Genomic DNA, 24,005 nt, shown 5'->3' on the forward strand with positions numbered 1-24,005 from the left:
ACGGGGTCAGCGGCGCAGCAGGCGGATCGTCCAGATGACCGCCGCGACACCGCCTGCGACGACGCAAATGGTGTAGCCGGCGGCCACCCCGGCGTTCGCGACGCGCAGCGAACTGAAGCCGAGCGGCCCGGCGAACACGATGGCCGCCGCGTACACGGCGGCCGCCGTGGTGAGCAGGGTCGTGCCGGCGTCGAACGGCCGGCGTCCCGGCCGGGTCAGGCGGGCGATGCGGTAATACGTGAGGACCGCGAGCGGCGCGCCGAGGATGGGTGCGATGAGCCAGTCGTCGGAGAAGCCGCCGGTGACCGGGGCGAGCGCGCCGGAGACGATCGCGGACGCGGCGGCGGTGGCGATGAGGCCGATGCCGGCCAGCTCGGCGCCCGACCGGCCGAGCGCCGGCAACGGCCCCGTGAACCGATTCAGACGCGGCGCGACCTGAGCCGGCTGAGCGGCAACCGGCGGGAGGAGCGGGACGGTCGCCTCCGCCGACGGGGAAGCGACCGGCCGAGGCGCGTAGGCGACCGCAACACCAACCGGCGGTTGCGTGACTGTCACCGGTGGTGCAGCCTGCGGCGGCGCCGGTACGGGCTCAGCCGGCGCTGCCGCCTGCGGCGCGACCGGGACGGACGGCCCGCAATGCAGGGCACCCTCGGCGACCACCAGTTGCGGCTCCTCCAACGCCGTCGCCGCCTGCCCCGTGGCCCGCAGCAGCAGGGTGGCGACCAGCGGGGTCCGCGTGGTGCCGCCGACGAGGTAGAACCCGGCCAGGCTCTCGCCCGGGACGCGGGACTCGCGCGCCGTGGCCAGGGTGACGTCCACGGTACGGCGCAGCAGCGGCTCCGCCCTCGCCTCGAACTCGGCGCGGGTGACCAGGACGTCCTGACCGGCCGCGGAGACGTACACGGTCGCGGACGCGTTGCGGGTCAGGCTCTCCCGCGCCGACCGCGCGTCCTGCCACACCAGCAGCCGCTGGCGCTGCTCGTCGGGGGACTGCGGGCGGCGCAGCCGCTCGGCGACCTCGGGTGCGGTGCGCTCCAGAGCGGTGCACACGAGCTCCAGCATGGCGACGTCCAGGTCGAGCCCGCCGACGTCGTCGAGGCCCCGGCACGCCAGGGTGTCGAAGCCGCCGGGGCCCTCCCCGGTGCGCTGCACGACGCTGGCGTCGAACGTGCCGGCGCCCAGGTCGTACACCACGACGCTCTGACCGGGCGCGACCCGCATGCCGAGGACGGCGGTGAAGTACGCCGCGGCGGCGACCGGCTCGGGCACCAGCGCCGGAGCGGGCAACCCGGCCAGTGCCGCCGCCTCCTGCAGGACGCGGCGGCGGGCGGGACCCCACGCGGCCGGATGGGTCATCGAGACGCTGCCGATGGGTCCGCCGGCGACGCGGTACGCCTCGGCGGCCACCTGCCGCAGCGTCGCGGCGACCAGCGCCGCGATCGGGTACGCGCGGGTGCCGAGCAGCACCTCCAGCTCGTCGATGCGCCGTTTCGGGTTCGGCTCGAACGACGCCGGGTCGGTGCGCATGCTGCGCTCCGCGTCCCGCCCGATCAGCAGCTCGCCGGTCGGGGTCGCGAACACCGCCGAGGGCAGCAGCGGCGAACTGTCGAACAGCAGCGCCCGGCTGCGGCCGTCGGCGCGGCGCAGGACGGCGACCGTGTTCGACGTGCCGTAGTCGATCCCAAGGTGCACATCAGACACGTGTTCAGACCTTAGGGCGCCCGCTGGCCGCGGTCCACCACCCCTGCGGCTACCAGGCGCCGGTCGCCGACGGGCCGGCCTGACCGCCGCGGCGGCGCAGATACTTCTCGAACTCCTGCGCGATCTCGTCGCCGGACAGCGGCTGCAGGCCCGCGTCGCCGGAGCGCTCCTCCAGCTCGCGGACATACTCGGCGAGCTCGGCGTCCTGCTCGGCGGCCTGCTTGAGCCGCTCCTCCCACTCCGAGGACTCCTTGGCGAGGTCGCCGGTGGGCACGGGCAGGTCCAGGACCTCCTCGACGCGGTGCAGCAGCGCGAGGGTGGCCTTCGGGCACGGCGGGTTGTTCGCGTAGTGCGGCACGTGCACCCAGAACGACACGGCCTCAAGATCGGCGCGCACGCACGCGTCGTGCAGGATGCCGACGATCCCGGTCGGGCCCTCGTACCGCGTCGGCGTGAGCCCGAGGCGCTCGGTGGCGTCGGTCGAGGCGACCCCGCGCGGCGCGGAGCCGCTCACCGGCAGCGGCCTGGTGTACGGCACGTCCGCCAGCAGCGCACCCAGCAGCACGATCCGGCTCACCTCAAGACTGTGGCAGACCTCGAGGACCTGCTCGCAGAACGTGCGCCAGCGCATGCTCGGCTCGATGCCGCGGATGAGCACGATGTCGCGCTCCGCGTCCGGCGGGGTGGCCACCGAGAAGCGGGTGGTGGGCCACTCGATGCGGCGGGTCTCGCCCTCGGACATCATCACCGTCGGGCGGTTGACCTGGAAGTCGTAGAAGTCCTCAGGGTCGAGCGCGGCGATGGGCTCGGCGCCCCACTCCTGCTCCAGATGCTCGACGACGGCGGTCGACGCGTCGGCAGCATCGTTCCACCCTTCGAACGCGGCAATCGCGACAGGGGAGCGCAGCACGGGCAGGCCGTCGAACTCGGTCACGGTCCCAGCCTACGTGGGTGACCGCCGGATGGCTTGCCGGCCGCGCCCGGGGTGTCGGTTTCCAAGATCACCTAGTACCATCCCGGGGTGCGTCGTTCTTGGCTGCTCGCCTTCCTCGCCTTCTTCCTCGTCTTCGCGGCGTGGGGCGTGGCGGCGCCGTTCGACGGACCGGCCGACGAGGTGCAGCACAGCATCCGCGCCGCGGGCGTCGGATCGTTCGAGCCCGGCCAGATCTTCGCCGAGCCCCGCACCGTGCCCGACGCGTTCGGACGCCCGGGCATGGGCGCCTACCAGCGCGTTCCCGTCGGCCTCGACGCGCACGCGGTCTGCTGGGGCTTCGACCCGACGAAGTCCGCGGCCTGCGAGAAGGGCCTCAGCGGCGGCCCGATGGCCGAGGTGAGCACCAGCGCCGGCCGGTACAACCCGCTGTTCTACCTGGTCGTCGGCCCCCCGCTGCGGTGGATGCCCAACTGGGGCGGCCTGGTCGTCGCGCGCCTGCTCAACGCCGCCATGTGCGCCGCGCTGATCGCCTCGGCGTTCCTGGCGCTGCGCCGCTGGTCCCGCTTCGGCCTGCCGGCCTCCGCCCTGCTGTGCGTCGCCACCCCGATGCTCGCCCACCTGGCCGGCGGCGTGAACCCGAACGCCCTGGAGATCGCGGCCGGCATCGCGTTCTTCGCCGCCGGCATCCCGCTGTTCCTCGAGCCACCCGACCCGTTGAAACGACCGCTGGTCACGCTGCTGGGGATCTCCTCGGTGCTGCTGCTGACCCTGCGCTCGGGCGGCCCTGCCTGGTTCGCGTTCGGGCTGCTCGCCCTGGCCGTGCCGCTGCGCTGGGCCTGGCTGAAGGAGTGGTGGCAGGTCACCCGGGTCAAGCTGTGGTCCGCCGGCGTCGTGGTCGCGGGGCTGCTGTCCGCGACCTGGATCGTCGTGATGCGCACCGGTGAGCTGGTACCCCCACCGCCCGGCCTGTGGGACTACACCACCGGCGAGGCGATCACCCAGTACATCGACAGCTGGTACCAACTGCTCATCGGCATGATCGGCGTGGCCGGCTGGTTCGACACGAAACTCTGGAGCCCCTTCTACCTGATCTGGGCCATGCTCGTCGGCGGCGTGATCATCCTCGGCGGCCTGGTCGGCGGCTGGGTCACCAGATGGCGCTACCTGGTCTTCCTCACCGGCGGCGTGGTCCTGCCCGGCGTCCTGCAGGTCAGCCAGGCCAACGTGACCGGCTTCATCACCGGCGGCCGGTACATGCTGCCCCTGCTCGCGGGCCTGCCCCTGCTGGCCGCCTGGATCCTGGAACGCAAGCTCTTCGACGCCACGCAGGTCCGCTCGCTGGGCCGCACCTTCGTGCTGTTCCTGCTGCCGGTGCACTTCGCACTGCTGGTGTTCGCCATGGTCCGCTGGCAGCGCGGCCTCGCCCCGAACGCGGGCCTCGGCTGGTTCAACCCCCTGGCCGGCGACTGGCACCCCCCGACGGGCTCGGTGCTCCCGCTGCTGCTGATGGTCGCCGGACTGGCCCTGACCGCCGCCATGATCTGGCGCACGCAGCCCCCCGCCCTCGCCCCCGACGCCCCGGCACCTGCAGCGCTGACCCCGCCGTCAGTCCCGGAGGCCGACCCGGAGCCGGCCTCCCGCTGACCGGCCAGCCCGTCACGCCAGCCCGTCACGCCAGCGCCGTGACGGCAGCGTGGGCTGCGTGACCCGAGCTTCCCGTCACCGGCCATGCATCGCGTACATGCCCCACGCGTCGGGTCAGGATCTCCTGCAGCACCTCATGTGGACGGCGGTGCGCCCGCTTCACGCCGCGGTGCCCCGCCCGGCGTTGGTTCCTGTCTGGCTTCGCGGTGGCGGCGCGCAGGGTGCGGCGGAGGGCCCTCGCAGCGACTGATCGCCGGCGAAGTGGACGGCCACCGGAGCGGTGGGCTGGGTAGTCCGGCGGGAGCGGGCGTTCACCGTGCCGTGGCGGGCTCCGGGGTGACGACGGGGTCGCCGGTCGGGTCGGTGGGGACGGGGGCGTCGCCGCGGCGGTGCAGCCAGTACAGCGCGCCGGCGAACGCCGCCGAGGCCACCACGCTGACCGCGAGATACGCCCAGTGCAGGTGGTGGCCCTTCCAGACCGCGGCAACCCAGATCAGCGCGAAGTACGCCGCCTGCAGCGCCAGCCCGGCCCGGGTCACCCACTTCGGCAGGGCGCTGAACAGCACGCCCAGGCCGGCGAAGAGCAGCAGCATCGTCGCGTAGGAACCCTGGTGCAGGCGGGTGGTGGCGGGCCCGTACATGAGCAGGATCCACAGCAGCAGCGACGCGCCGGCGAGGCCGAAGACCAGGCGGAGCCGGTCCGGGTCGGCGGCCTCGCGGACCCGCTGGCGGCCGCGGCGGGTGAGCAGGACGAGCCAGCCGAGGGTGAACGCGCCGAAGCACAGGATCAGGTAGCGGAACTCCTCGTCGCGGGCGATGCCGGTGCGGCCCTTGCCGATGAGGTGGTACTGGACGTTCTGCACGCCGAGGACGGTGGTGAGGTTGGCGGTCTTGTTGGCGATCGTGCCGCTGATGCCGTCCTCGCCGTAACGGGTGCGCAGCAGCTCGCCGAGGGACCGCTCGTCGGGGAGGGGGATGCCGGCCAGGTGCATCTTCAGGAGCCGGTCGCCGGGCGGGTCGTACAGCCGCTGGTAGGCCTGCCACGGGGCGAGCATCACCAGCGCGGCCGCGACGGCGACGAGCAGGGACGTCCATGAGGGCCGGTGCCTGGGCAGCAGCAGGGCGACGCCGATCGGCACGAGGGTGAACACGACCCCGCCGTGCGCGACCATCGCGGCGCCCGCGGCGAGGCCGCCGATGACCCAGCTCCAGGGGCCGCGCCGGTCGAAGAACCAGACGCCGCAGGCGAGGATGACCAGCGCGGCGGGCAGCAGCTTCGGCCAGGTGAAGACGGAGTTGAAGAAGAACAGGCCGGTGCAGGTGCACACGGCGGCGACGAGCGCGAACGTCCGGGTGGACACCTTCAGCGCGCGGAACAGGCCCCACAGCGCCGGCAGCCACATGGCCTGCAGCAGGACGGTGAGCACCTCGTAGCTCATGATCCGCCACGACGTCGACTCGGTCAGCGGCGCCTGCAGCAACTGCACGCCCGACTGCAGCGGCGGGCGGTCGCTGCCCTGCCAGTCCCAGGTGATCGTGCGCGGGTCGCCGTGGTGGATGTTGTCGGCGAAGATCTGCGGCAGGATGTTGTCGCCGGTGAACCCGTTGAGGTGGCAGAAGGCGTTGACCGACCCGGCGCCGGGGTCGACCGTGCAGGAGAACGTGATCGCGGTGTAGCCGAGGGTCAGCAGCAGCATCAGTGCCAGCGGCGCGGCGACGTCGAGCCGGAGGACGGCGGCGCGCAGCTCGCGGCGCACGGCGATCCACGCGGCGGAGGCGAGCGCGGCCACGGCGAACACCGCGACGGCGACGTTGCCCAGCCGGTGCGCCCCGAAGAACGCCCACAGCACCGCATAGCCGCTCACGCACCCGACCAGGCCGGAGACCGGGACCACCAGGTAGGCGGGGATGCGGTCCCGGCCGGCGAGGAGCAGCCCGACCAGGAGGCCCGGCGCGAGCAGCCAGAGCGCCTGCACGAGCAGGAGCGGCACGAGGAAGACGCTGGAGTGCATAGTGCGGGGGTACCTGAACCTCGGAGGGCCGCGCCGTCACCTCAGTTGCATCTCACCTGCCGTATCACCCGGTCGGTACGGGAAGCAGGGGAAATAGGATGAGCGGATGCGATGGGTGATCTACGGCGCCGGCGCCGTCGGGGGAGTGGTCGCCGGCAGGCTCGCGGCCGCCGGGCACGACGTGGCGGTCATCGCCCGCGGCGCGCACCTCGAGGCGATCCGCAAGGACGGGCTCACCCTGCGCCGGTCGGACGGGGACGCGGTCGTCAAGCTCGACGCGTACCAGCACCCGGCGGACACGGACAAGGACGTCGTGGTCCTCGGCATGAAGGGCATGGACACCGAGGCGGCGCTCGTCGCCCTCGAAGACTGGCAGGGTCCGGTCGTCTGCCTGCAGAACGGCGTCGCCAACGAGCGGGCCGCGCTGCGCCGCTTCGCCGACGTGTACGGCGTGCACGTCATCCTGCCCGCCAGCCACCTCGCGCCCGGGATCGTCGTGGAGCACTGCGCCCCGGTGCCCGGCATCCTGGACCTGGGCCGCTACCCGTCGGGTCTCGACGCGACCGGCAGGGACCTCGCCGCCGGCCTCGAGTCGGCCGGGTTCGTGTCGCAGCCGCGTGCGGACATCATGCGCTGGAAGTACCGCAAACTCCTGCTGAACCTCGGCAACGCGGTCGAGGCACTGTGCGGGCGGGTCGACGGCCTCGACGCGGCGGTCGAGCCCGTCCAGGCCGAGGGTGAGGCGGTGCTGCGCGCCGCGGGGATCGACGTGGCGTCGGCGGAGGAGGACCGGCAGCGCCGCGGCGACATCATGCGGTGGCCCGACGCGGCCACCAGGGCCGGCGGCTCGTCGTGGCAGAGCCTGGCCCGCGGCACCGGCACGGTCGAGGCCGACTACCTCAACGGCGAGATCGTGCTGCTCGGGCGCCTGCACGGCGTGCCGACCCCGGCGAACGAGACCGCCCGGCGGCTGGTCCAGCGCGCCGCCCGGCGGGGTGAGCAGCCCGGCACCATGACCCCGCAGGAGTTCGTGGAAGCCGTGACGTTGGGCACGATCGACCGGCGGTGACGGGATCCACGGGGCAGGATCCGTCAGGTGGCTTCTGACGACCGGCTCGCGGCCGTGCTCTTCGACATGGACGGCACCCTCGTGGACAGCGAGAAGGTCTGGTCCGTCGGCCTGACCGAGCTCGCCACGCACTACGGCGGTGAGCTGTCCGCGCAGGCCAGGCACGCGATGGTCGGCAGCAACATGACCGACTCGATGCGGCTGCTGCACGCCGACCTCGGGCTGCCCGCGAGCGTCAGCACCGACGCGAGCGTGGTGTGGCTGGAGACGAGGGTCAAGGAGCTGTTCCACGGCGGCGTCGAGTGGCGTCCAGGAGCCCAGGAGCTGCTCGCGGCGTTGCGTTCGGATGGTATACCCCTGGCGCTGGTCACCGCCACGCACCGGCACCTGGTGGACGTGGCGCTGCTGACGATCGGCGCCGACAACTTCGACGCGGTCGTCGCCGGGGACGAGGTCGACCGGACCAAGCCGCACCCGATGCCGTACCTGACGGCGGCGCGGCTGCTCGGCGCGACCGCGCCGCAGTGCGTCGCCGTGGAGGACTCGCCCAACGGTGTGCTCAGCGCCCGCGCCGCCGGCTGCGCCGTGCTCGCCGTGCCGTGCGAGGTGGCGCTGGACCCGCAGGGCGTCACGCTGGTCGACTCGCTGCTCGACGTCGACGTCGCCTACCTGCGCAAGCTCGTCGCATGACACAGAGGGGCGTCCTCGCGGACGCCCCTCTGCACATGGTCAGTCGTGCGAGATCGCCTGCAGCACGTTGACCCGCGAGGCGCGGATCGACGGCAGGACCGCCGCGACGACCCCCACCAGCGCTGCCAGGAGCAGGTAGGTGGCCATCTGGCTCCACGGGAACGCCAGCTTCGTGAAGCCGTCGTCCTTCAGGGCCCGCACCACCGCCGCGCCGAGGCCGGTGCCGACGCCCAGGCCGAGCAGGGCACCGAAGGTGGAGATGACGACCGCCTCGACGGTCACCATCCGCATCGTCTGCGCCCGCCGCATCCCGATCGCGCGGAGCAGCCCCAGCTCACGGGTCCGTTCCAGCACCGACAGCGCCAGGGTGTTGACGATGCCGAGGACCGCGATGAGGATCGCCAGCGCGAGGAGCACCTGGATCATCATCAGCAGCTGGTCGAACTGCGCGGCCTGCGCGTCGACGAACTCGGCCCGGTTCGCGACCGACACCTCGGGGTTGTCGACGAGCAGCTGGTCGACCTGCTTCTGGATCGTGTCGACCGAGGCGCCCTCGCTGACGCGCAGGTAACCCCATGACGGCTGCGCGGTGCGGAAGTCCTTCACCACGTCGCCGGAGACCACGAGGCCACCCATGACGTCGCTCTTCTGGTACAGCCCGACGATCTTCACCTGGTGCGGGTCGCCACGGGTGAACTGCATGGTCATCGTCGAGCCGAGCGTCAGGTTGCGCTTCTTGGCGTTCTCCACGTCGATGACGGCCTGGTTGTCACCGGTCCAGGCGAGCGTCCCCTCGGTCGCCTGGAGCTTGAACATGCCGGCGTAGGCGGCCATGTCCGGCGTGGCGGAGATGCCCCGGCCCTCGCCGTCGACCTGCGCGAAGTCCCAGTACTCGCTGGCGGCGCTGGACACGCCGGGCAGCTTCGCCGCGGCCGTCATCACGGCCGGGTCGAACTTCGCCGGCCCGTTGTCGTCGCCGTCACCGGAGATGATCAGGTCCACGGTCACCTGCGTCGACGCCTGCGAGGACAGGCTCTGCTTCGCCGAGGCGAGGATGACGTTGACGCCGGTGATCAGGGCCAGACCCACCATGAGCGCGGCCGCGGTGATCGCGGTGCGCCGCGGGTTGCGGCCCGAGTTGAGCCGGCCCAGCTTGCCCGGCACCGACCAGGAGAACAGCCGGCCGAGCAGCGACACCACCGGGCGGGCCAGCAGCGGCGTGAGCAGCGCGACGCCGATGAAGCTGACCAGGACGCCGCCGAGGATCAGCCACAGCGTGTTGTCGCCCTGCCCGGCCAGGCCGAGGCCGAGCATCGTGCCGCCGGCCGCGCCGATGAGCGCGCCGCTGACGGTGAGCTTGGTCAGCGGCCGGTCCGGGGTCGCGACCTCCTGCAGCGCCGCGATCGGCGGGATGCGTGAGGCCCGCAGCGCCGGCAGGACCGCGGCGACGACCGTCACCAGCAGACCGACCACGAACGCGCTGATCACCGCGGCGGCGGGGACGCCGACGCTGGCGAGGGCGACGCCGCTGACGTTGCCGAACACCCAGGCGAGCAGGACACCGACGCCGATACCGGCGGCCAGGCCCAGGACCGAGGCGATGAGACCGATGGCGACGGCCTCGATGATGACGGAGCCGAGCGTCTGGCTCCGGCTGCCGCCGAGGGCCCGCATCAGCGCCAGTTCCCGCGTCCGCTGCGCGACGATGATCGAGAACGTGTTCAGGATGAGGAAGGTACCGACGAACAACGCGACACCGGCGAACCCGATGAGGACGTTGTTGAAGAACGCGAGGCCCTCCCGGAACTCCTTGGTCGTCTCGTCCGTCAGCTGCTGGCCGGTCTTGACCTGGAAGTCGGCGCCGAGCGCGGCGGCGACGTCGTCGCGGAGCTTCTCGTGCGACACACCCGCCGCGGCCTTCACGTTGATGCCGCTGTACACGTCCTTCTCGCCGAGCATCAGCTCCTGCGCGACGGGCGTGGTGAACAGCACCTCCAGGGAGCCGCCGAGGGAGTCGCGGTCGCCGCTGTAGCCGAAGATGCCGACGAGCTTGAAGACCTGCTTGCCCGGCTGCAGGGTGAGGACACCGACGTCGTCGCCGACCTTGAGCCCACCGGCGCTCTTGGCCGTGGTCACGTTGACGACGATCTCGTTGTCGGCGGCCGGTGCGCGGCCCTCGCGCAGCTGCAGCAGGTCCGACGTGCCGATCCAGTTCCCGCCGAGGCGCGGCGGGCCGAACGTGGTGACGACCTTGCCGTTCTTGCCGATGACCCGGGCGCCGTCGGCGGTCGCGTCGCCGGTGACGCTCGCGACCCCGGGCACCGCGCGGATCCTGTCCAGCGTCGCGGCCGGGATGTTGCCCTGCTGCGACGGGCCGAAGTCCTGGTCGCCGACCTTCGGCTTCTGCGTGACGTTGACGTCGGTGCCCTCGTACACGGAGGCGAACAGGCTGTCGAAGGAGCGGCCCATCGTGTCGGTGAGCACGAACGCCCCCGACACGAACATCACCCCCAGCACCACGGCGAGGCCCGACAGGACCAGCCGCAGCTTGCGGGAGAGCAGGCTCTTGAGTGTGGCGCGCAGCATCGTCAGACCGCCTTGTCGAGGCGCTTGAGACGGTCGAGGACGGCGTCGGCGGTCGGCGCGTACAGCTCGTCGACGACGTGGCCGTCGGCGAGGAAGATGACCCGGTCCGCGTACGAGGCGGCGTTCGGGTCGTGGGTGACCATGACGATCGTCTGCCCGAAGTCGCGGACCGAGTTGCGCAGGAACGACAGCACCTCGGCACCCGACTTCGAGTCGAGGTTGCCGGTCGGCTCGTCGGCGAAGATGACCTCCGGCCGCGACACCAGCGCCCGGGCGCACGCGACCCGCTGCTGCTGGCCGCCGGACAGCTGGCTCGGCCGGTGCTTGAGCCGGTCCCGCAGCCCCACGGTGTCGATGACGGTGTTGAACCAGGCCGCGTCCGGCTTGCGGCCCGAGATCGACAGCGGCAGCAGGATGTTCTCCTCGGCGGTCAGCGTCGGCAGCAGGTTGAACTGCTGGAAGATGAACCCGACCTTCGTGCGGCGCAGGTTCGTCAGCCCCCGGTCCGACAGGCCGGTGATCTTCGCGTCGCCGATGTAGACCTCACCGCGCGACACGGCGTCCAGGCCCGCGAGGCAGTGCATGAGCGTCGACTTGCCGGAGCCCGACGGACCCATGATCGCGGTGAAGCGGCCCTTCTCGAGCTCCACGGACACGCCGCCGAGCGCGTTGACCTGCGCCTCGCCCGAGCCGTAGACCTTCCATACGTCGACCGCCTTCGCGGCCACCTCGGTGCGCGTCGCAACCGATGCAGTCATGATTCCCCCTGGTGAATGGTGTGCCTTCATCCTCGGGGCTTCCTGAGCGCGTCTCGTCCGCCCGCAGGGCGAGCTGACCACCGGTTTTTCGCCGGGGAATGGCCCGGAGCCGATCTCAGGGTGAACCCTTAGCCCACTTTCTCAGCCTTCACAGAAAGGGCCCCGGGAAAGCAGAAAACCGGCCGGGGACGACCCCGACCGGCTGTATCTGTCTGCTGTTCTGCCTATTCGTAGGCGATGGCGTTGAGCACGTTGAGCCGTACCGCCCGGATCGCGGGGATGAGACCGGCGACCGCGCCGACGATGACCGCCCCGATGATGTAGGCGATCATGTACCCCCACGGCAGCGTGACCGCGCCGAAGCCGATCACCGACTTGAGAGCGGTGACCGTCGCCGCGCCGAGCCCGGCACCCACGACGAGCCCGAGCACCGTGCCGAACAACGTGATCACCACGGACTCGATCGTCACCATCGACCACGTCTGCCGCCGCCGCAGGCCGATCGCCCGCAGCATGCCCAGCTCCCTGGTCCGCTCGATCACCGACAGCAGCAGCGTGTTGATGACCCCGAGCACCGAGATGCCCAGCGCGATGAACAGCAGCACCTGCACGATGACCAGCGCCACGTCGAACTGCTGCTGGCTGGAGCCGACGAGCTCCTCCTTGGTCTGCACGCTGACCTCGGGGTTGTTCTTCAGCACCCCCTCGATCGCGGTTTTCGCGTCGCCGATCGCGACCCCGTCCTTCGCCTTGACGAGAGCCTGGATCGGTTGCGGGAACGAGAACCCGGCCTGCGCGTCGGTGTTGGAGACCACGACGCCGTTGCCGTTGACGGTGGAGTTGGTGATGCCGACCAGCGTCAGCGTCTTCGTCATGCCCTTGGCGAACGTCACCTGGATGGTGCTGCCCACCGTGTACTTGCGGTCCTTCGCCGTCTTCTCGTCCGTCGTGAACTCGCCGCTGTCGACGTGGTCGATGCGGCCCGCGACGGCGTGCAGCTTCAGCACCTGGATCACGGCCGGCACGTCGTCGTAGGCGAGCACGAAGTCCTGCTTGCCGTTGAGCGACACGACGTCGTAGGTCACCGACGCCACCGTCTGCAGCTGCGGCAGTGCCTTGATCTGCTTGAGCTCGTCGGGCTGGATGATCGGTGGCACGTCCGACGTCTGCTGCCCGTAGATGATCAGGTCGGCCTGCAGGTCCTTCTCCACAGAGTCGCCGATCGCGGTCGACAGCGACGAGAAGATCGTGCTGATCATCGTGATGATCGCGATGCCGACCATGACCGCGCCGGCGGTGATCGCCGTGCGCCGCGGGTTGCGCGACGAGTTGCGCCGGCCCAGCTTGCCCGGCACCGACCAGGAGAACACCGCGCCGAGCCCGGCGACCAGCGGCCGGCTGACCAGCGGGGCGAGCAGCGCCACCCCGATCAGCGTCAGCAGCACCCCGCCGAACACCAGCAGCAGCGTGGCGCTGCCGGCGCCGGCCAGACCCCACGACAGCGAGCCGACCCCGATCGCGGTGACGACCCCACCGGCGATGGTGATGCCGGTCAGCGGCTTGTCCGTGGCCGCCGCGTCCCGCATCGCCGCGATCGGCGCGACCCGGGCCGCCTTGATCGCCGGCAGGACCGCCGAGATCATCGTGACCAGGATGCCGATCGTGAACGACGTCACGATCGCCGCCACCGGCAGGCCCAGCCCGGCGGAGTCCATCTTCGCCAGGGACGTGAACGCGCTCGCCCCGAGCGCGCCGAGCCCCATGCCGACCAGGAACCCGAACAGCGACCCGACGATGCCGATGAGCAGCGCCTCGATGAGTACCGACCGGATGATCTGCCAGCGGCTCGCGCCCATCGCCCGCAGCAGCGCCAGCTCCTGCGTGCGCTGCGACACGATGATCGAGAACGTGTTCAGGATGAGGAACACCCCGACGAGCAGCGCGATCGCGCCGAAGCCCAGGAAGAAGTAGTTGAAGTACTTCAGCAGGCCACGGATCGCCTCGCTGGACTCCTTCGACAGCTCCTCACCCGTCTGCACCACGTACGACGGGCCGAGCGCGGCCTTGACGTTGTCGCGCAACTGGTTGTCGGAGACGCCGGCCTCGCCCTTGACGTCGATGAGGTTGAACACGCCGGTCTCGCCCAGCATCGCCTGCTGCGCGGTCGCCACCGTGAACAGCACGGTCGTCTCGCCGGCCATCGAGTCACGGTTGCCGGTGTACTGCATGATCCCGGCGACCTTGTACGTCTTGCGTGCCTCCGACCGGGCGATGACGTCGATGGCGTCACCGACGGCGAACTTGCCCTGCTTGGCCAGCCCGTTGTTGATGACGACCTCGTCGGCCGCCGACGGCGCCGCACCGGCGATCAGCTTGGTCGTCTCGTCCTCACCGTTCCAGCTGCCGCCGAACTGCCCGGACTGGCTGACCACGATCTTGCCGTTCTTGCCGACGACCCGGGCGCCGGTGACGAACACCGCCCCGGTCGCCTTGCGCACCCCGGCGACGCCGGCGACGCGCTCCACGTCCGCGGCCGGCATCGGCAGGGCCACGGCAGGGTTGCCGGACGCGTCGTTGGCCGTCTCCGACTTCGCCGTCACCTGCACGTCGGTGGAGCTGTAGATGTTGGAGAACACGTTGTCGAACGTGCGGCCCAGCGTGTCGGTGAGCACCAGCGACCCGGACACGAACATCACCGACAGCACGACGGCGAGGGTCGACAGGATCAGCCGGAGCTTGCGCGCCAGCAGGCTCTTGAGGGTCGCGCGCAGCACGGCTCAGCCCGCCCGCTCCGCGTCGGCGGCGCTCTCGACCTTGGCGTCCAACCCCTTGAGCTTGTCCAGCACCGCGTCCGCGGTCGGCGCCAGCAGCTCGTCGACGACCTGACCGTCGGCCAGGAAGATGACCCGGTCCGCATACGAGGCGGCGTTCGGGTCGTGGGTGACCATGACGATCGTCTGCCCGAACTCCCGCACCGAGTTGCGCAGGAACGACAGCACCTCGGCACCCGACTTCGAGTCGAGGTTGCCGGTCGGCTCGTCGGCGAAGATGACCTCCGGCCGCGACACCAGGGCCCGGGCGCACGCGACCCGCTGCTGCTGGCCGCCGGACAGCTGGCTCGGCCGGTGCTTGAGCCGGTCCCGCAGCCCCACCGTGTCGATCACGGTCTCATACCACTTCGGGTCCGCCTTGCGGCCCGCGATCGACAGCGGCAGCAGGATGTTCTCCTCCGCCGTCAGCGTCGGCAGCAGGTTGAACTGCTGGAAGATGAACCCGACCTTGGTCCTGCGCAGGTTGGTGAGGTCACCGTCGGACATCCCCGTCAACCGGGTGTCACCGATGAAGATCTCACCGCGCGTCACCGAGTCGAGCCCGGCGAGCGTGTGCATCAACGTCGACTTGCCGGACCCCGACGGGCCCATGATCGCGGTGAACTGCCCGCGCTCCAGCTCGACGCTCACCCCGTGCAGCGCGATGACCTGGGCCTCGCCGCTGCCGTACACCTTCCACACGTCCACCGCGCGGGCGGCGACCGCCTGCCCGGTCGTGACTGTCGTGGTCACGCTCGATCCCCCTCTGGTTTCGTGAATGTCCTCACGCTACGGGGTGATCGTGGGCGTGCCGTCCTCCCGGGGTGCCGGTCGGGGCTACTCCCTGCGAAGGATGGCTACGACCCCGGTCGGACCAGACCGGTCTCGTACGCGAGGACGACGGCCTGGACCCGGTCGCGGAGACCGAGCTTCGTCAGTACGTGCCCGACGTGGGTCTTCACCGTCGTCTCGCTCACCGACAGCGCCCGCGCGATCTCCGCGTTGGACAGCCCCCGGGCCAGATGGACGAGGACCTCCCGCTCCCGGTCGGTCAGCACCCGCAGGTCCCGCGGGGGAGCCGCGTCCGGGTCCGGCAGCGCGTCGGCGAACTTGTCCAGCAGCCGCTTGAGGATCCGAGGCGCCACGACCGCCTCACCGGCCGCCACCGTCCGGATCGCCGTGACCAGGTCGTCGGCGGGCACGTCCTTCGCCAGGAACCCGCTGGCGCCGGCCCGCAACGCGCCCACCACGTACTCGTCGAGGTCGAACGTGGTCAGGATCAACACCCGCACCGGCAGTTTCGCCTCGACGATCGCCCGCGTCGCGGCGACCCCGTCCATCCGCGGCATCCGGATGTCCATCAGCACCACGTCGGGCAGCAGGCGCCGGGCCAGCTCGACGGCCTCGACCCCGTCACCCGCCTCGGCGACGATGTCGAGGTCGGTCTCGCCGCCGAGCACCATCCGGAACCCGGTGCGCAGCAGCGGCTGGTCGTCCACGAGCAGGAGCCGGATCGGCCTCGGGTTCAAGCTGGCTGCCTTTCCGTCGTCGACGGTGAGGTGCTGTCGACGTGCTGTTCGATCGGGATCCTCGCGTGCACACGGTAGCCGCCACCCGGGCGCGGACCGGTGCGCAGTGTCCCCCCGTACAACATCACGCGCTCCCGCATCCCGAGCAGCCCGTGTCCGATGGCGGCGGTGCCCAGCTGCGGCCCGCGGCCCGTGTCGCACACCTCGACGACCACGTCCTGCCGGCTGAACACCATCCTGACCTCGACCGTCGCCGCGCCGGCGTGCTTCAGCGCGTTCGTCAGCGCCTCCTGCACGATCCGGTAGATCGTCAGCGCGATGCCCGGGTCCAGCGGCCCCGGCACCCCCTCGACCTTCAGCACCGCCTGCAGCCCCGCCTCGCGGATCTGCTCGACCAGCCCCTCCACACCCGCCAGCCCCGGCTGCGGCGCCAGCTCACCGGCCGGCTCCGCCTCCGTGCGCAGCACCGTCAGCAGCCGCCGCATCTCCCGCAACGCGGTGCGACCCGTCTCCTCGATCGTGGCCAGCGCCTCGTCCGCGGCCCCCGGGTCCCGCTGCAGCATCCGCCGCGACCCGGTCGCGAGGACCCCCATCACGCTCACGTGGTGCGCGACGACGTCATGCAGCTCCCGGGCGATGCGCCGCCGCTCGTCGGCGACCGCCTGCTCCGTCAGCGCCCGCTGGCTGGTCTCCGCGGTCCTGGCCCGGTCCTCCAGGGCCGCGACGTACGCCCGTCGCGTCGCCATCGTGCGGCCCACCGTGAAGCACACCAGGGCGCTCATCGCGTTGAACAGCAGGAAGATCCGTGGCTCCAGCACGAACGGCTCGTCCTCGGTGCGCCCCATCACCGTGGCAAGGGCCATCGCCGGCGCCCAGATCAGCAGCCCCGCCACCACCGCCTGCCGCAACGGCAGGTACGCCGCCGCCGTGTAGGTGATGACGATCACCGCGAACCCGCCGTTGGCCAGCGGGAACGTGCCGAGGAACGGCACCACGGTGTGCGCGGCGGTGAACCACACCGCCACCCACAGCCACTTCCGCCGCACCGCCACCGCCGCCAGCCCGACCGTGTCGAAGATCAGCTGCAGCGTCAGGTTCCTGGTGCCGAACTCGTCCTGCGCGACGGCGGTCGCGCTCGCGCTGACCACCGCGAGCACGACCGCGAGGGCGATGTCCTGCACCAACGGGTCCGCTCGGCGGCTCAGCACGCGCTTCAGCACACTCCGAACGGTATCGGCTCCGCGACCCCGCGGATTCGTCGCCGCGTCCGAGGTCCACCTCATGCTTGAGGATGAGACGCGCTCACCGGCGTAGGCTCGCGACATCGGAGCCGGAGAGGAGCCGAAATGATCGAATTGCCAGACGGCGGCACGGAAGTCCGTTTCAGCTACCGGACCCACGCCAGCACCCAGAACGCGGTCGGCGTCATCGTGCGGGAACAGTCACTGCCGGTCGGCATGGCGATCAGGAACCCGGACGGCGCCACCCTGTTCATCCCGTGGCCCCAGATCACGTCCCTGGTGCTGTCCACCGGCGCCTGATCAATGAACCGATCCGGCCACCCCAGCGACCCCGCGGCGACTTCGATCACGGAGACAAGATCGAACCCGGGTGCACACGTGCATGAAGGCCGCCCGTTCCGGCCGGCGTCCCGGGGTGCGCACGCCCCATCACCGTGATCACAGAACTTTCGGTGGCGCCCGGCCCCAGTGACAGATATCGATGACCGGACCTGGAAGAACCACGTGCCGGACGGTGATCTTCCGCCCCGGCGCATGATCGAAGGACGGCCCTGGCCGTCCAGACAACCATCCCGGTCCTTCGATCATGCGCGCGGACGGGTGGATCCTGGCGCGGGCGAAGCCAGCACCGCGATGTGGGTGATTTGTCGTTCTTTTGAACCAGCGGTGGTGTGGCACCACCGAATGACGACCGCGACGGCGCCGGATCATGTGAGCGCGGACCTGGCTTGGCATCACCGCAACTACGGCAGCCGCGCCACCCGTCGCGCAGCCGCCGGGCCGCGCGGAACCACAAACGGCCGCAGCCGTGCCGGATTTTCTATTACGGGCATGCCAAACCCGCACGCGAACCGCGACACAAGGCAACCAGCGCACCGGCAAACCGACGACGGATCAGCGAGCGCCCGCCGGCCGAGCGCCCGCGAACCCCTACTCGTCCCGCCCCGTCGCCGGCTCGGCCTCCGTCGACAGCGGCGGCGCCGGCACCGCGGCCGGCTCCGGGAACGGCGGCGGCGTCCCCCCATACGCCGGGCACAGCGCCTGATGCGCGCACCACCCGCACAGCCGGCTCGGCTGCGCCCGGAAGTCCCGCTCCGCCGTCGCCCGCTCGATCGCCTGCCACAGCGCCAGCAGCGTCCGCTCGAACCGCTCCAGCTCCTCCGCGTCCGGCGAGAAGTCGCAGACCTCCCGGTCCTTCAGATACATCAGCCGCAGCACCCTGGGCACGACGCCGCGGGTGCGCCACAGCACCAGGGCATAGAACTTCAGCTGGAACATCGCCCGGGCCTCGAACGCCTCCCGGGGCGCCCCGCCGGTCTTGTAGTCCACGACCCGGATGTCGCCGGCGGGGGAGACGTCGAGGCGGTCGATGTAGCCACGGATGACGAGCTTGCCCTCGACCTCCGCCTGGACGAACGCCTCCCGCTCGGCGGGCTCCAGCCGGTTGGGGTCCTCGATGGCGAAATAGCCGCCCAGCAGCTCACGGCTGGACTCCAGGAACGCCTCCGTGTCCGCGAACAGCTCGGCGAGGCCCTCCTCGGTCTCCACCAGGCGCTGCCACTGCGGCGCGACGAGCGCGGCGGCACGCTCGGGGGTCCGGGTGCCGCTCGGCTCCTCGAACAGCGCCTCGAGGACGGCGTGCACGAGGGTGCCCCGCATCTGGTCGGGCGTCGGGCGCTCAGGCAGGCGGTCGATGCTGCGGAACCGATACAGCAGGGGGCACGTCTTGAAGTCGGCGGCGCGCGACGGCGACAACGTAGGAAGGGTGGTGATGGTCTCCGTCATGCGTGGAAGGTTAGGGCACAGGTACGACAGTTTTCGCCGACCGTCGTCCCGGCGCGGACTACCCGTAGCATCATGGGCAATGGACGACTACCGCTCGGCACCCGCGCCGGCGTCGTCGGCTGCCCGGACCCGGCCGCCTGAGCGCGGTTCCGGGATCCCGCTGGGTCGGCTGTTCGGCGTCCCGATCTTCCTTGCACCGTCCTGGCTGCTGCTCGCCGCCCTGATCACGCTGACGTATAGCCAGTTCCTCACCTCGCGCCGGGAGGAGCTGCCGCTGAGCACCGGGTTCGCGGTCGGCTTCGGGTTCGTGGTGTGCCTGCTGGTGTCGGTGCTGCTGCACGAGCTGGGGCACGCCATCACGAGCCGGCAGAGCGGCATCGGTGTGAGCGGCATCACTCTGGAGATGCTGGGCGGCTACACCGAGATGGAGCGGGAGGCGCCGCGGCCCGGGGTCGAGCTGTTCGTGTCCCTCGCCGGGCCGGTCGTGTCGCTGCTGCTCGGGCTGCTGTCCGGCGCCGCCGCGCTGATCCTCCCGGCGGGTGGGATCGCCGAGACGTTCGCGTTCCAACTGGCGTTGAGCAACATCGTGGTCGCCGTGTTCAACGCGCTGCCCGGCCTGCCGCTGGACGGCGGGCGGGCGCTGCAGGCGATCGTGTGGAAGATCAGCGGGGATCCGAATCTCGGCCGCCGGGTCGCCGGCTGGTCCGGCCGGCTCGTCGCGGTCGCCACCGCCGGCACCGTGATCGTGCTGTTCATGGGGGGCGTCCTGGACGGATACTTCGGGCTGATCTTCACGCTCCTGGTGAGCATCACGATGTGGGTCGGCGCGGGCCAGGCGATCCGGCACGGCAAGGTCGCCGCGAGCCTGCCGCCGTTCAACGCCAGAGAGCTGGCCAGGCCGGTGGTCGCCGTCGCGGCCGCCACGCCCCTGGCCGAGGCGGAGCGGATCGCGACCGAGCGCGGCCAGCACCTCGCCGTCGTCGACGGCGCCGGGGCGATGCTCGGGTTCGTGCACGGCGCGTCCGCGCGGGCGGTGCCGCCGGAGCGCAGACCGTGGGTGCCGATCGGCGACGTGACCCGCCGGCTGGACGAGCACCACGTCCTACCAGGCGATCTTCGGGGCACCGACCTGCTGCACGCCATCCGTGACGACCCGGGCGGCGACTACCTGGTGGTCACGGGTGAGGATGTGCACGGCGTCCTGCGCGGCGCCGAGCTGCTCTCGCTCGTCGAAACACGCCGACCCGACGGCCGGCCCACCAGAAGGAATCGCACGTGACTGTGTCCCTCGACCTGCCAGCGACCCGCAGGGGACCGTTCCAACCGGGTGACCGGGTCCAGTTGACCGACCCCAAGGGCCGGATGCACACGATCGTGCTCGAGGCGGGCAAGGAGTTCCACACCCACCGGGGCGCGCTGCCGCACGACGACCTGATCGGCGCCCCGGACGGCAGCGTCGTCACGTCCGCCGGGGGCACCGCGTATCTCGCGCTGCGGCCCCTGCTGTCCGACTACGTGCTGTCGATGCCGCGCGGTGCGCAGGTCATCTACCCGAAGGACGCCGCGCAGATCTGCGCCATGGGTGACATCTTCCCCGGCGCCCGGGTCCTGGAGGCCGGCGCCGGGTCCGGCGCGCTGACGTGTTCGCTGCTCAGGGCGGTCGGACCGGCCGGCACGGTGACGAGCTACGAGATGCGCGAGGACTTCGCGGCCATCGCCCGGCGCAACGTCGAGGCCTTCCTCGGCGGCCCCGTCGAGGGGTGGACCTTGCGGGTAGGTGACGTAGCCGGCTGCGAAGATGTCGGTTTTGATCGGATAATCCTAGACATGTTGACCCCCTGGGAGATCCTGCCGCTCGTCTCGCGGGCGCTGATCCCCGGCGGGGTGTTCATCGGCTACGTGGCGACCACGCCACAGCTGTCGGAGCTGGTGGAGGCGCTGCGCGAGGACGGTGGCTACACCGAGCCCCGCGCCTGGGAGAGCCTGGTGCGCGACTGGCACGTCGAGGGACTCGCGGTGCGCCCCGATCACCGGATGATCGCGCACACCGCGTTCCTGGTCAGTGCCCGCAAGCTGGCACCCGGGGTGACGGCGCCGCCGCGGCGGCGCAAGCCGAGCAAGGGCGCCGAAGCATATGCGGCGCGGCGGCTGGCGGCCGCCGCGGTCGCACGGGAGGAGGAGGCAAAGGATGAGCCGTCCGAGCTTCAGTGACCTACCTGCCGTTTTTCCGGACTGGTCGCCCTATCCGGACCTCGAGTCGGCGGCCAGGGCCTACCTGCGCGACCCCGACATCGCCCTCGACGCGATGGCCGGGGTCCTGCGGGGGCAGAGTGTGCTCGGTTTCACCCTCGAACGGTTCGTCAACGACGTCAACGGGGTCTGGCAGGAGGTCGTCGTCTGCGACGGCACCCGGCTCATCCTGTGGCACGGCGAGGACATCCCGCCGGAGGAGGCCCCGCCGGGCTCGATGACGTCGTCGCTGCGGGTGGTGGCGCTGTCCGCGGTGACCGAGGTCGGCTGCCGCCGCCGGCTCAGCCGCAACCCCAACGGGCACGCCCGGGTCGACAGCGTGGACGTGTACCTGCTGCTGACCTCGCTGGACGAGGCCAACGTCGCCGCCGAGGAGGCCGGCTCGGTGATCCGGCACGACGCGCTGCGCTTCGGCAAGACCCTCGACGACGGCGGCGCGGGGCAGATCGCCCGTTTGGAGGAGTTTGCCCGGCTCGTCTCTTCTCTCGTGGGCAAGCCGATGCTGTGACGAATCAGTCGGCGTTGGGTCCGGCGACAGGCACGCCGTCGGCCGCCCGGTGCACGTGGATGCAGTCACCGGGGCACTCCTTGGCCGCGTCGATGACCTCGAGCCGGAGGTGTTCTGGCACGTCGACACGGCTGCCAGGGGCCAGTAGGAGCTCTCCGTCGGGCTGCTTCACGTAGGCCAGGCCATCGACGTCGAACTCGAAGACCTCAGGCGCGTACTGCACGCACAGGCCGTCGCCAGTGCACAGGTCCTGGTCAACCCACACCTCAAGAGCGCTCACGCTGCAACATTACAGGGCTGGTGGAAAGTGCCTCCAGGCCGCACGATTTGTAAAAGCCCTGTGGCGCACGGGTTCGAAGGGGCCCAGACCGGCGAACAGCAGTTAGTGTTAGAGCACAACGTTCAAAGCCCCCGGGGAGGTGGGACGTGGCACGCAGCGACGACGCGGAGACGCGCGCCGCACGATGGGAGAAGGACGCCCACGATCTCTCCACGCAGGTCGCCTTCCTCCAAGAGGAACTCGCCCTGGTGCGGCGCAAGCTGACGGAAACCCCGCGACACGTGCGACAGCTCGAGGAGCGGCTCGCCGCAGCGCAGGCGCAGATTGCCCGGCTGACCGAAAACAACGAGCGGCTCGTGGCCACCCTCAAGGAGGCCCGCGCCCAGATCGTGACGCTGAAGGAGGAAGTTGACCGCCTGGCACAGCCGCCGAGCGGTTACGGCGTCTTCCTCGCCCGCCACGAAGACGGCTCTGTCGACGTCTTCACCGGCGGGCGCAAGCTGCGCGTCGCGGTATCCCCGGCCATCGAGGTCGAGGAACTGCGCCGAGGCCAGGAGGTCCTGCTCAACGACGCCCTGAACATCGTCGACGCGCTCGGGTTCGAGCGCTCCGGCGAGGTCGTCATGTTGAAGGAGATCCTGGAAGGTGGTGACCGCGCACTCGTCATCTCGCACGCCGACGAGGAGCGGATCGTCCACCTGGCCGACACCCTCACCGACGCGCCCCTGCGCGCCGGCGACTCGCTCATGATCGAGCCCCGCTCGGCGTATGCCTACGAGCGGATCCCGAAGAGCGAGGTCGAGGAGCTGGTGCTGGAGGAGGTGCCCGACGTCGACTACACCGACATCGGTGGCCTCTTCTCGCAGATCGAGCAGATCCGCGACGCCGTGGAGCTGCCCTTCCTGCACGCGGAGCTGTTCCGCGAGCACCTGTTGCGCCCGCCGAAAGGCGTCCTGCTCTACGGCCCTCCCGGCTGTGGCAAGACGCTGATCGCCAAGGCGGTCGCCAACTCGCTGGCGAAGAAGATCGCCGAGCGGCGTGGCGAGGAGCGCAAGACCAGCTACTTCCTCAACATCAAGGGTCCCGAGCTGCTCAACAAGTATGTCGGCGAGACCGAGCGGCACATCCGGCTGATCTTCCAGCGCGCCCGTGAGAAGGCGAGCGAGGGCACCCCGGTCATCGTGTTCTTCGACGAGATGGACTCGGTGTTCCGCACCCGTGGCTCGGGGGTCTCCTCCGACGTCGAGAACACGATCGTGCCTCAGCTGCTGAGCGAGATCGACGGCGTCGAAGGCCTGGAAAACGTCATCGTCATCGGCGCATCCAACCGGGAAGACATGATCGACCCGGCCATCCTGCGCCCCGGCCGGCTCGATGTGAAGATCAAGATCGAGCGACCGGACGCCGAGGCGGCCAAGGACATCTTCTCCAAGTACATCCTCACCACAGTCCCGCTGCACAAGGACGACGTCGCCGAGCACGGCAACTCGCCCGACGCGACGGTCGCGGCCATGATCGACGCGGTGGTCCTGCGGATGTACTCCGAGACCGAGGAGAACCGGTTCCTCGAGGTGACCTACGCCAACGGCGACAAGGAGGTCCTGTACTTCAAGGACTTCAACTCCGGCGCGATGATCCAGAACATCGTCGACCGGGCCAAGAAGATGGCGATCAAGGACTTCCTCAGCAACGGCCAGAAGGGCATGCGCCTCCAGCACCTGCTCGACTCCTGCGTTGACGAGTTCCGCGAGAACGAGGATCTGCCCAACACCACCAACCCCGACGACTGGGCCCGCATCTCCGGCAAGAAGGGTGAGCGGATCGTCTACATCCGCACGCTCGTCTCCGGCGGCAAGGGCGCTGAGGCCGGCAGGTCGATAGAGACCGCGACCAACACCGGCCAATATCTGTAGGACCGCGACACTGGCGGGCGGTGGCCTCAGGGCCGCCGCCCGCTTCGCGTTGCGAACAAGGGCAAGGGCAAGGACAAGGGCATGACTCGGGTCCGTCGTGGGCGCGACCGCCGCTCCCGCCAGGCACCGGTCAGGCCGTGAACGGCCTTCCCTGCCACCTCCGCCGACAGTCACCCTCCGCGGCCGTTGCCGGCCGCGCCGCGACCTCCGGCCGCGACAAACCAGGTACCCCACCGCGTCCGGACGCCGATCTTCGAGCCGCGCCCATGATCAAAGGACGCCCGTGGCCGCCCGG

General features: G+C 70.8%; 19 protein-coding genes. 8 read left to right on the plus strand and 11 right to left on the minus strand.

Annotation, left to right across the window (positions count from 1 at the left end):
- Nucleotides 1-6 precede the first annotated feature (6 nt).
- Nucleotides 7-1,701: an Hsp70 family protein gene (locus OHA72_RS27975; RefSeq protein ID WP_327010776.1), complete on the minus strand. Its 1,695-nt coding sequence runs from the start codon at nt 1,699-1,701 to the stop codon at nt 7-9.
- 49 nt (nt 1,702-1,750) lie between these two features.
- Nucleotides 1,751-2,635: a PAC2 family protein gene (locus tag OHA72_RS27980; RefSeq protein WP_327010777.1), complete on the minus strand. Its 885-nt coding sequence runs from the start codon at nt 2,633-2,635 to the stop codon at nt 1,751-1,753.
- An 87-nt stretch (nt 2,636-2,722) separates the two neighbouring features.
- On the opposite strand from OHA72_RS27980, the gene OHA72_RS27985 reads away from it, so the two are divergent.
- A complete protein-coding gene (locus OHA72_RS27985; RefSeq protein WP_327010778.1) occupies nt 2,723-4,279 on the plus strand; it encodes a glycosyltransferase family protein in 1,557 nt (518 codons plus the stop codon).
- Nucleotides 4,280-4,590: 311 nt separating this feature from the next.
- Here OHA72_RS27985 and OHA72_RS27990 read toward each other — a convergent pair whose 3' ends face one another.
- Entirely contained in the window at nt 4,591-6,291 is a 1,701-nt protein-coding gene (locus tag OHA72_RS27990) for a hypothetical protein (RefSeq protein WP_327010779.1), read from the minus strand.
- A 106-nt stretch (nt 6,292-6,397) separates the two neighbouring features.
- On the opposite strand from OHA72_RS27990, the gene OHA72_RS27995 reads away from it, so the two are divergent.
- Nucleotides 6,398-7,360 carry a ketopantoate reductase family protein gene (locus tag OHA72_RS27995; protein WP_327010780.1) on the plus strand — a complete coding sequence of 321 codons (963 nt, stop codon included), beginning with the start codon at nt 6,398-6,400 and terminating at the stop codon, nt 7,358-7,360.
- 54 nt (nt 7,361-7,414) lie between these two features.
- Nucleotides 7,415-8,050 carry an HAD family hydrolase gene (locus OHA72_RS28000; RefSeq protein ID WP_327011675.1) on the plus strand — a complete coding sequence of 212 codons (636 nt, stop codon included), beginning with the start codon at nt 7,415-7,417 and terminating at the stop codon, nt 8,048-8,050.
- Nucleotides 8,051-8,089: 39 nt separating this feature from the next.
- Here OHA72_RS28000 and OHA72_RS28005 read toward each other — a convergent pair whose 3' ends face one another.
- The 6 genes from OHA72_RS28005 to OHA72_RS28030 all read right to left on the minus strand — a co-directional run bounded on the left by OHA72_RS28005 (nt 8,090) and on the right by OHA72_RS28030 (nt 16,953).
- Complete coding sequence (locus tag OHA72_RS28005; RefSeq protein ID WP_327010781.1) at nt 8,090-10,636, minus strand: ABC transporter permease; 2,547 nt, start codon at nt 10,634-10,636, stop codon at nt 8,090-8,092.
- A 2-nt stretch (nt 10,637-10,638) separates the two neighbouring features.
- Nucleotides 10,639-11,394, minus strand: coding sequence for an ABC transporter ATP-binding protein (locus OHA72_RS28010; protein WP_327010782.1), 756 nt, complete (start codon nt 11,392-11,394; stop codon nt 10,639-10,641).
- Nucleotides 11,395-11,618: 224 nt separating this feature from the next.
- Entirely contained in the window at nt 11,619-14,168 is a 2,550-nt protein-coding gene (locus OHA72_RS28015) for an ABC transporter permease (protein ID WP_327010783.1), read from the minus strand.
- Nucleotides 14,169-14,171: 3 nt separating this feature from the next.
- The gene (locus tag OHA72_RS28020) at nt 14,172-14,957 is read right to left on the minus strand and encodes an ABC transporter ATP-binding protein (protein ID WP_327010784.1); all 786 of its coding nucleotides are present in this window, start codon (nt 14,955-14,957) and stop codon (nt 14,172-14,174) included.
- Nucleotides 14,958-15,061: 104 nt separating this feature from the next.
- Entirely contained in the window at nt 15,062-15,667 is a 606-nt protein-coding gene (locus OHA72_RS28025) for a response regulator (protein ID WP_327011676.1), read from the minus strand.
- Nucleotides 15,668-15,729: 62 nt separating this feature from the next.
- Nucleotides 15,730-16,953, minus strand: coding sequence for a sensor histidine kinase (locus tag OHA72_RS28030; RefSeq protein WP_327010785.1), 1,224 nt, complete (start codon nt 16,951-16,953; stop codon nt 15,730-15,732).
- 126 nt (nt 16,954-17,079) lie between these two features.
- Here OHA72_RS28030 and OHA72_RS28035 point away from each other — a divergent pair, with 126 nt between their 5' ends.
- Nucleotides 17,080-17,274, plus strand: a complete 195-nt coding sequence (locus OHA72_RS28035) for a hypothetical protein (RefSeq protein ID WP_327010786.1) — start codon at nt 17,080-17,082, stop codon at nt 17,272-17,274.
- Between the two features lie 630 nt (nt 17,275-17,904).
- Here the strand turns inward: OHA72_RS28035 and OHA72_RS28040 are convergent.
- Nucleotides 17,905-18,759, minus strand: a complete 855-nt coding sequence (locus tag OHA72_RS28040) for a RecB family exonuclease (protein ID WP_327010787.1) — start codon at nt 18,757-18,759, stop codon at nt 17,905-17,907.
- Nucleotides 18,760-18,928: 169 nt separating this feature from the next.
- On the opposite strand from OHA72_RS28040, the gene OHA72_RS28045 reads away from it, so the two are divergent.
- The 3 genes from OHA72_RS28045 to OHA72_RS28055 are packed head-to-tail and all read left to right on the plus strand — an operon-like array spanning nt 18,929 to nt 21,517.
- A complete protein-coding gene (locus OHA72_RS28045) occupies nt 18,929-20,038 on the plus strand; it encodes a site-2 protease family protein (RefSeq protein WP_327011677.1) in 1,110 nt (369 codons plus the stop codon).
- Nucleotides 20,035-20,970, plus strand: coding sequence for a tRNA (adenine-N1)-methyltransferase (locus tag OHA72_RS28050; RefSeq protein ID WP_327010788.1), 936 nt, complete (start codon nt 20,035-20,037; stop codon nt 20,968-20,970). The genes OHA72_RS28045 and OHA72_RS28050 overlap by 4 nt, the downstream gene beginning before the upstream one ends.
- Nucleotides 20,948-21,517, plus strand: coding sequence for a hypothetical protein (locus OHA72_RS28055; RefSeq protein WP_033362888.1), 570 nt, complete (start codon nt 20,948-20,950; stop codon nt 21,515-21,517). Before OHA72_RS28050 ends, OHA72_RS28055 begins: the two co-directional genes overlap by 23 nt.
- Before the next feature lie 4 nt (nt 21,518-21,521).
- Here OHA72_RS28055 and OHA72_RS28060 read toward each other — a convergent pair whose 3' ends face one another.
- Nucleotides 21,522-21,797, minus strand: coding sequence for a ferredoxin (locus OHA72_RS28060; protein WP_327010789.1), 276 nt, complete (start codon nt 21,795-21,797; stop codon nt 21,522-21,524).
- Nucleotides 21,798-21,943: 146 nt separating this feature from the next.
- Between OHA72_RS28060 and arc the strand changes: the two genes are divergently transcribed.
- Entirely contained in the window at nt 21,944-23,710 is a 1,767-nt protein-coding gene (gene arc / locus OHA72_RS28065) for a proteasome ATPase (RefSeq protein ID WP_327010790.1), read from the plus strand.
- Nucleotides 23,711-24,005 lie beyond the last annotated feature (295 nt).

The organism is Dactylosporangium sp. NBC_01737 (assembly GCF_035963215.1).
In the GTDB taxonomy this organism is placed as follows: domain Bacteria; phylum Actinomycetota; class Actinomycetes; order Mycobacteriales; family Micromonosporaceae; genus Dactylosporangium.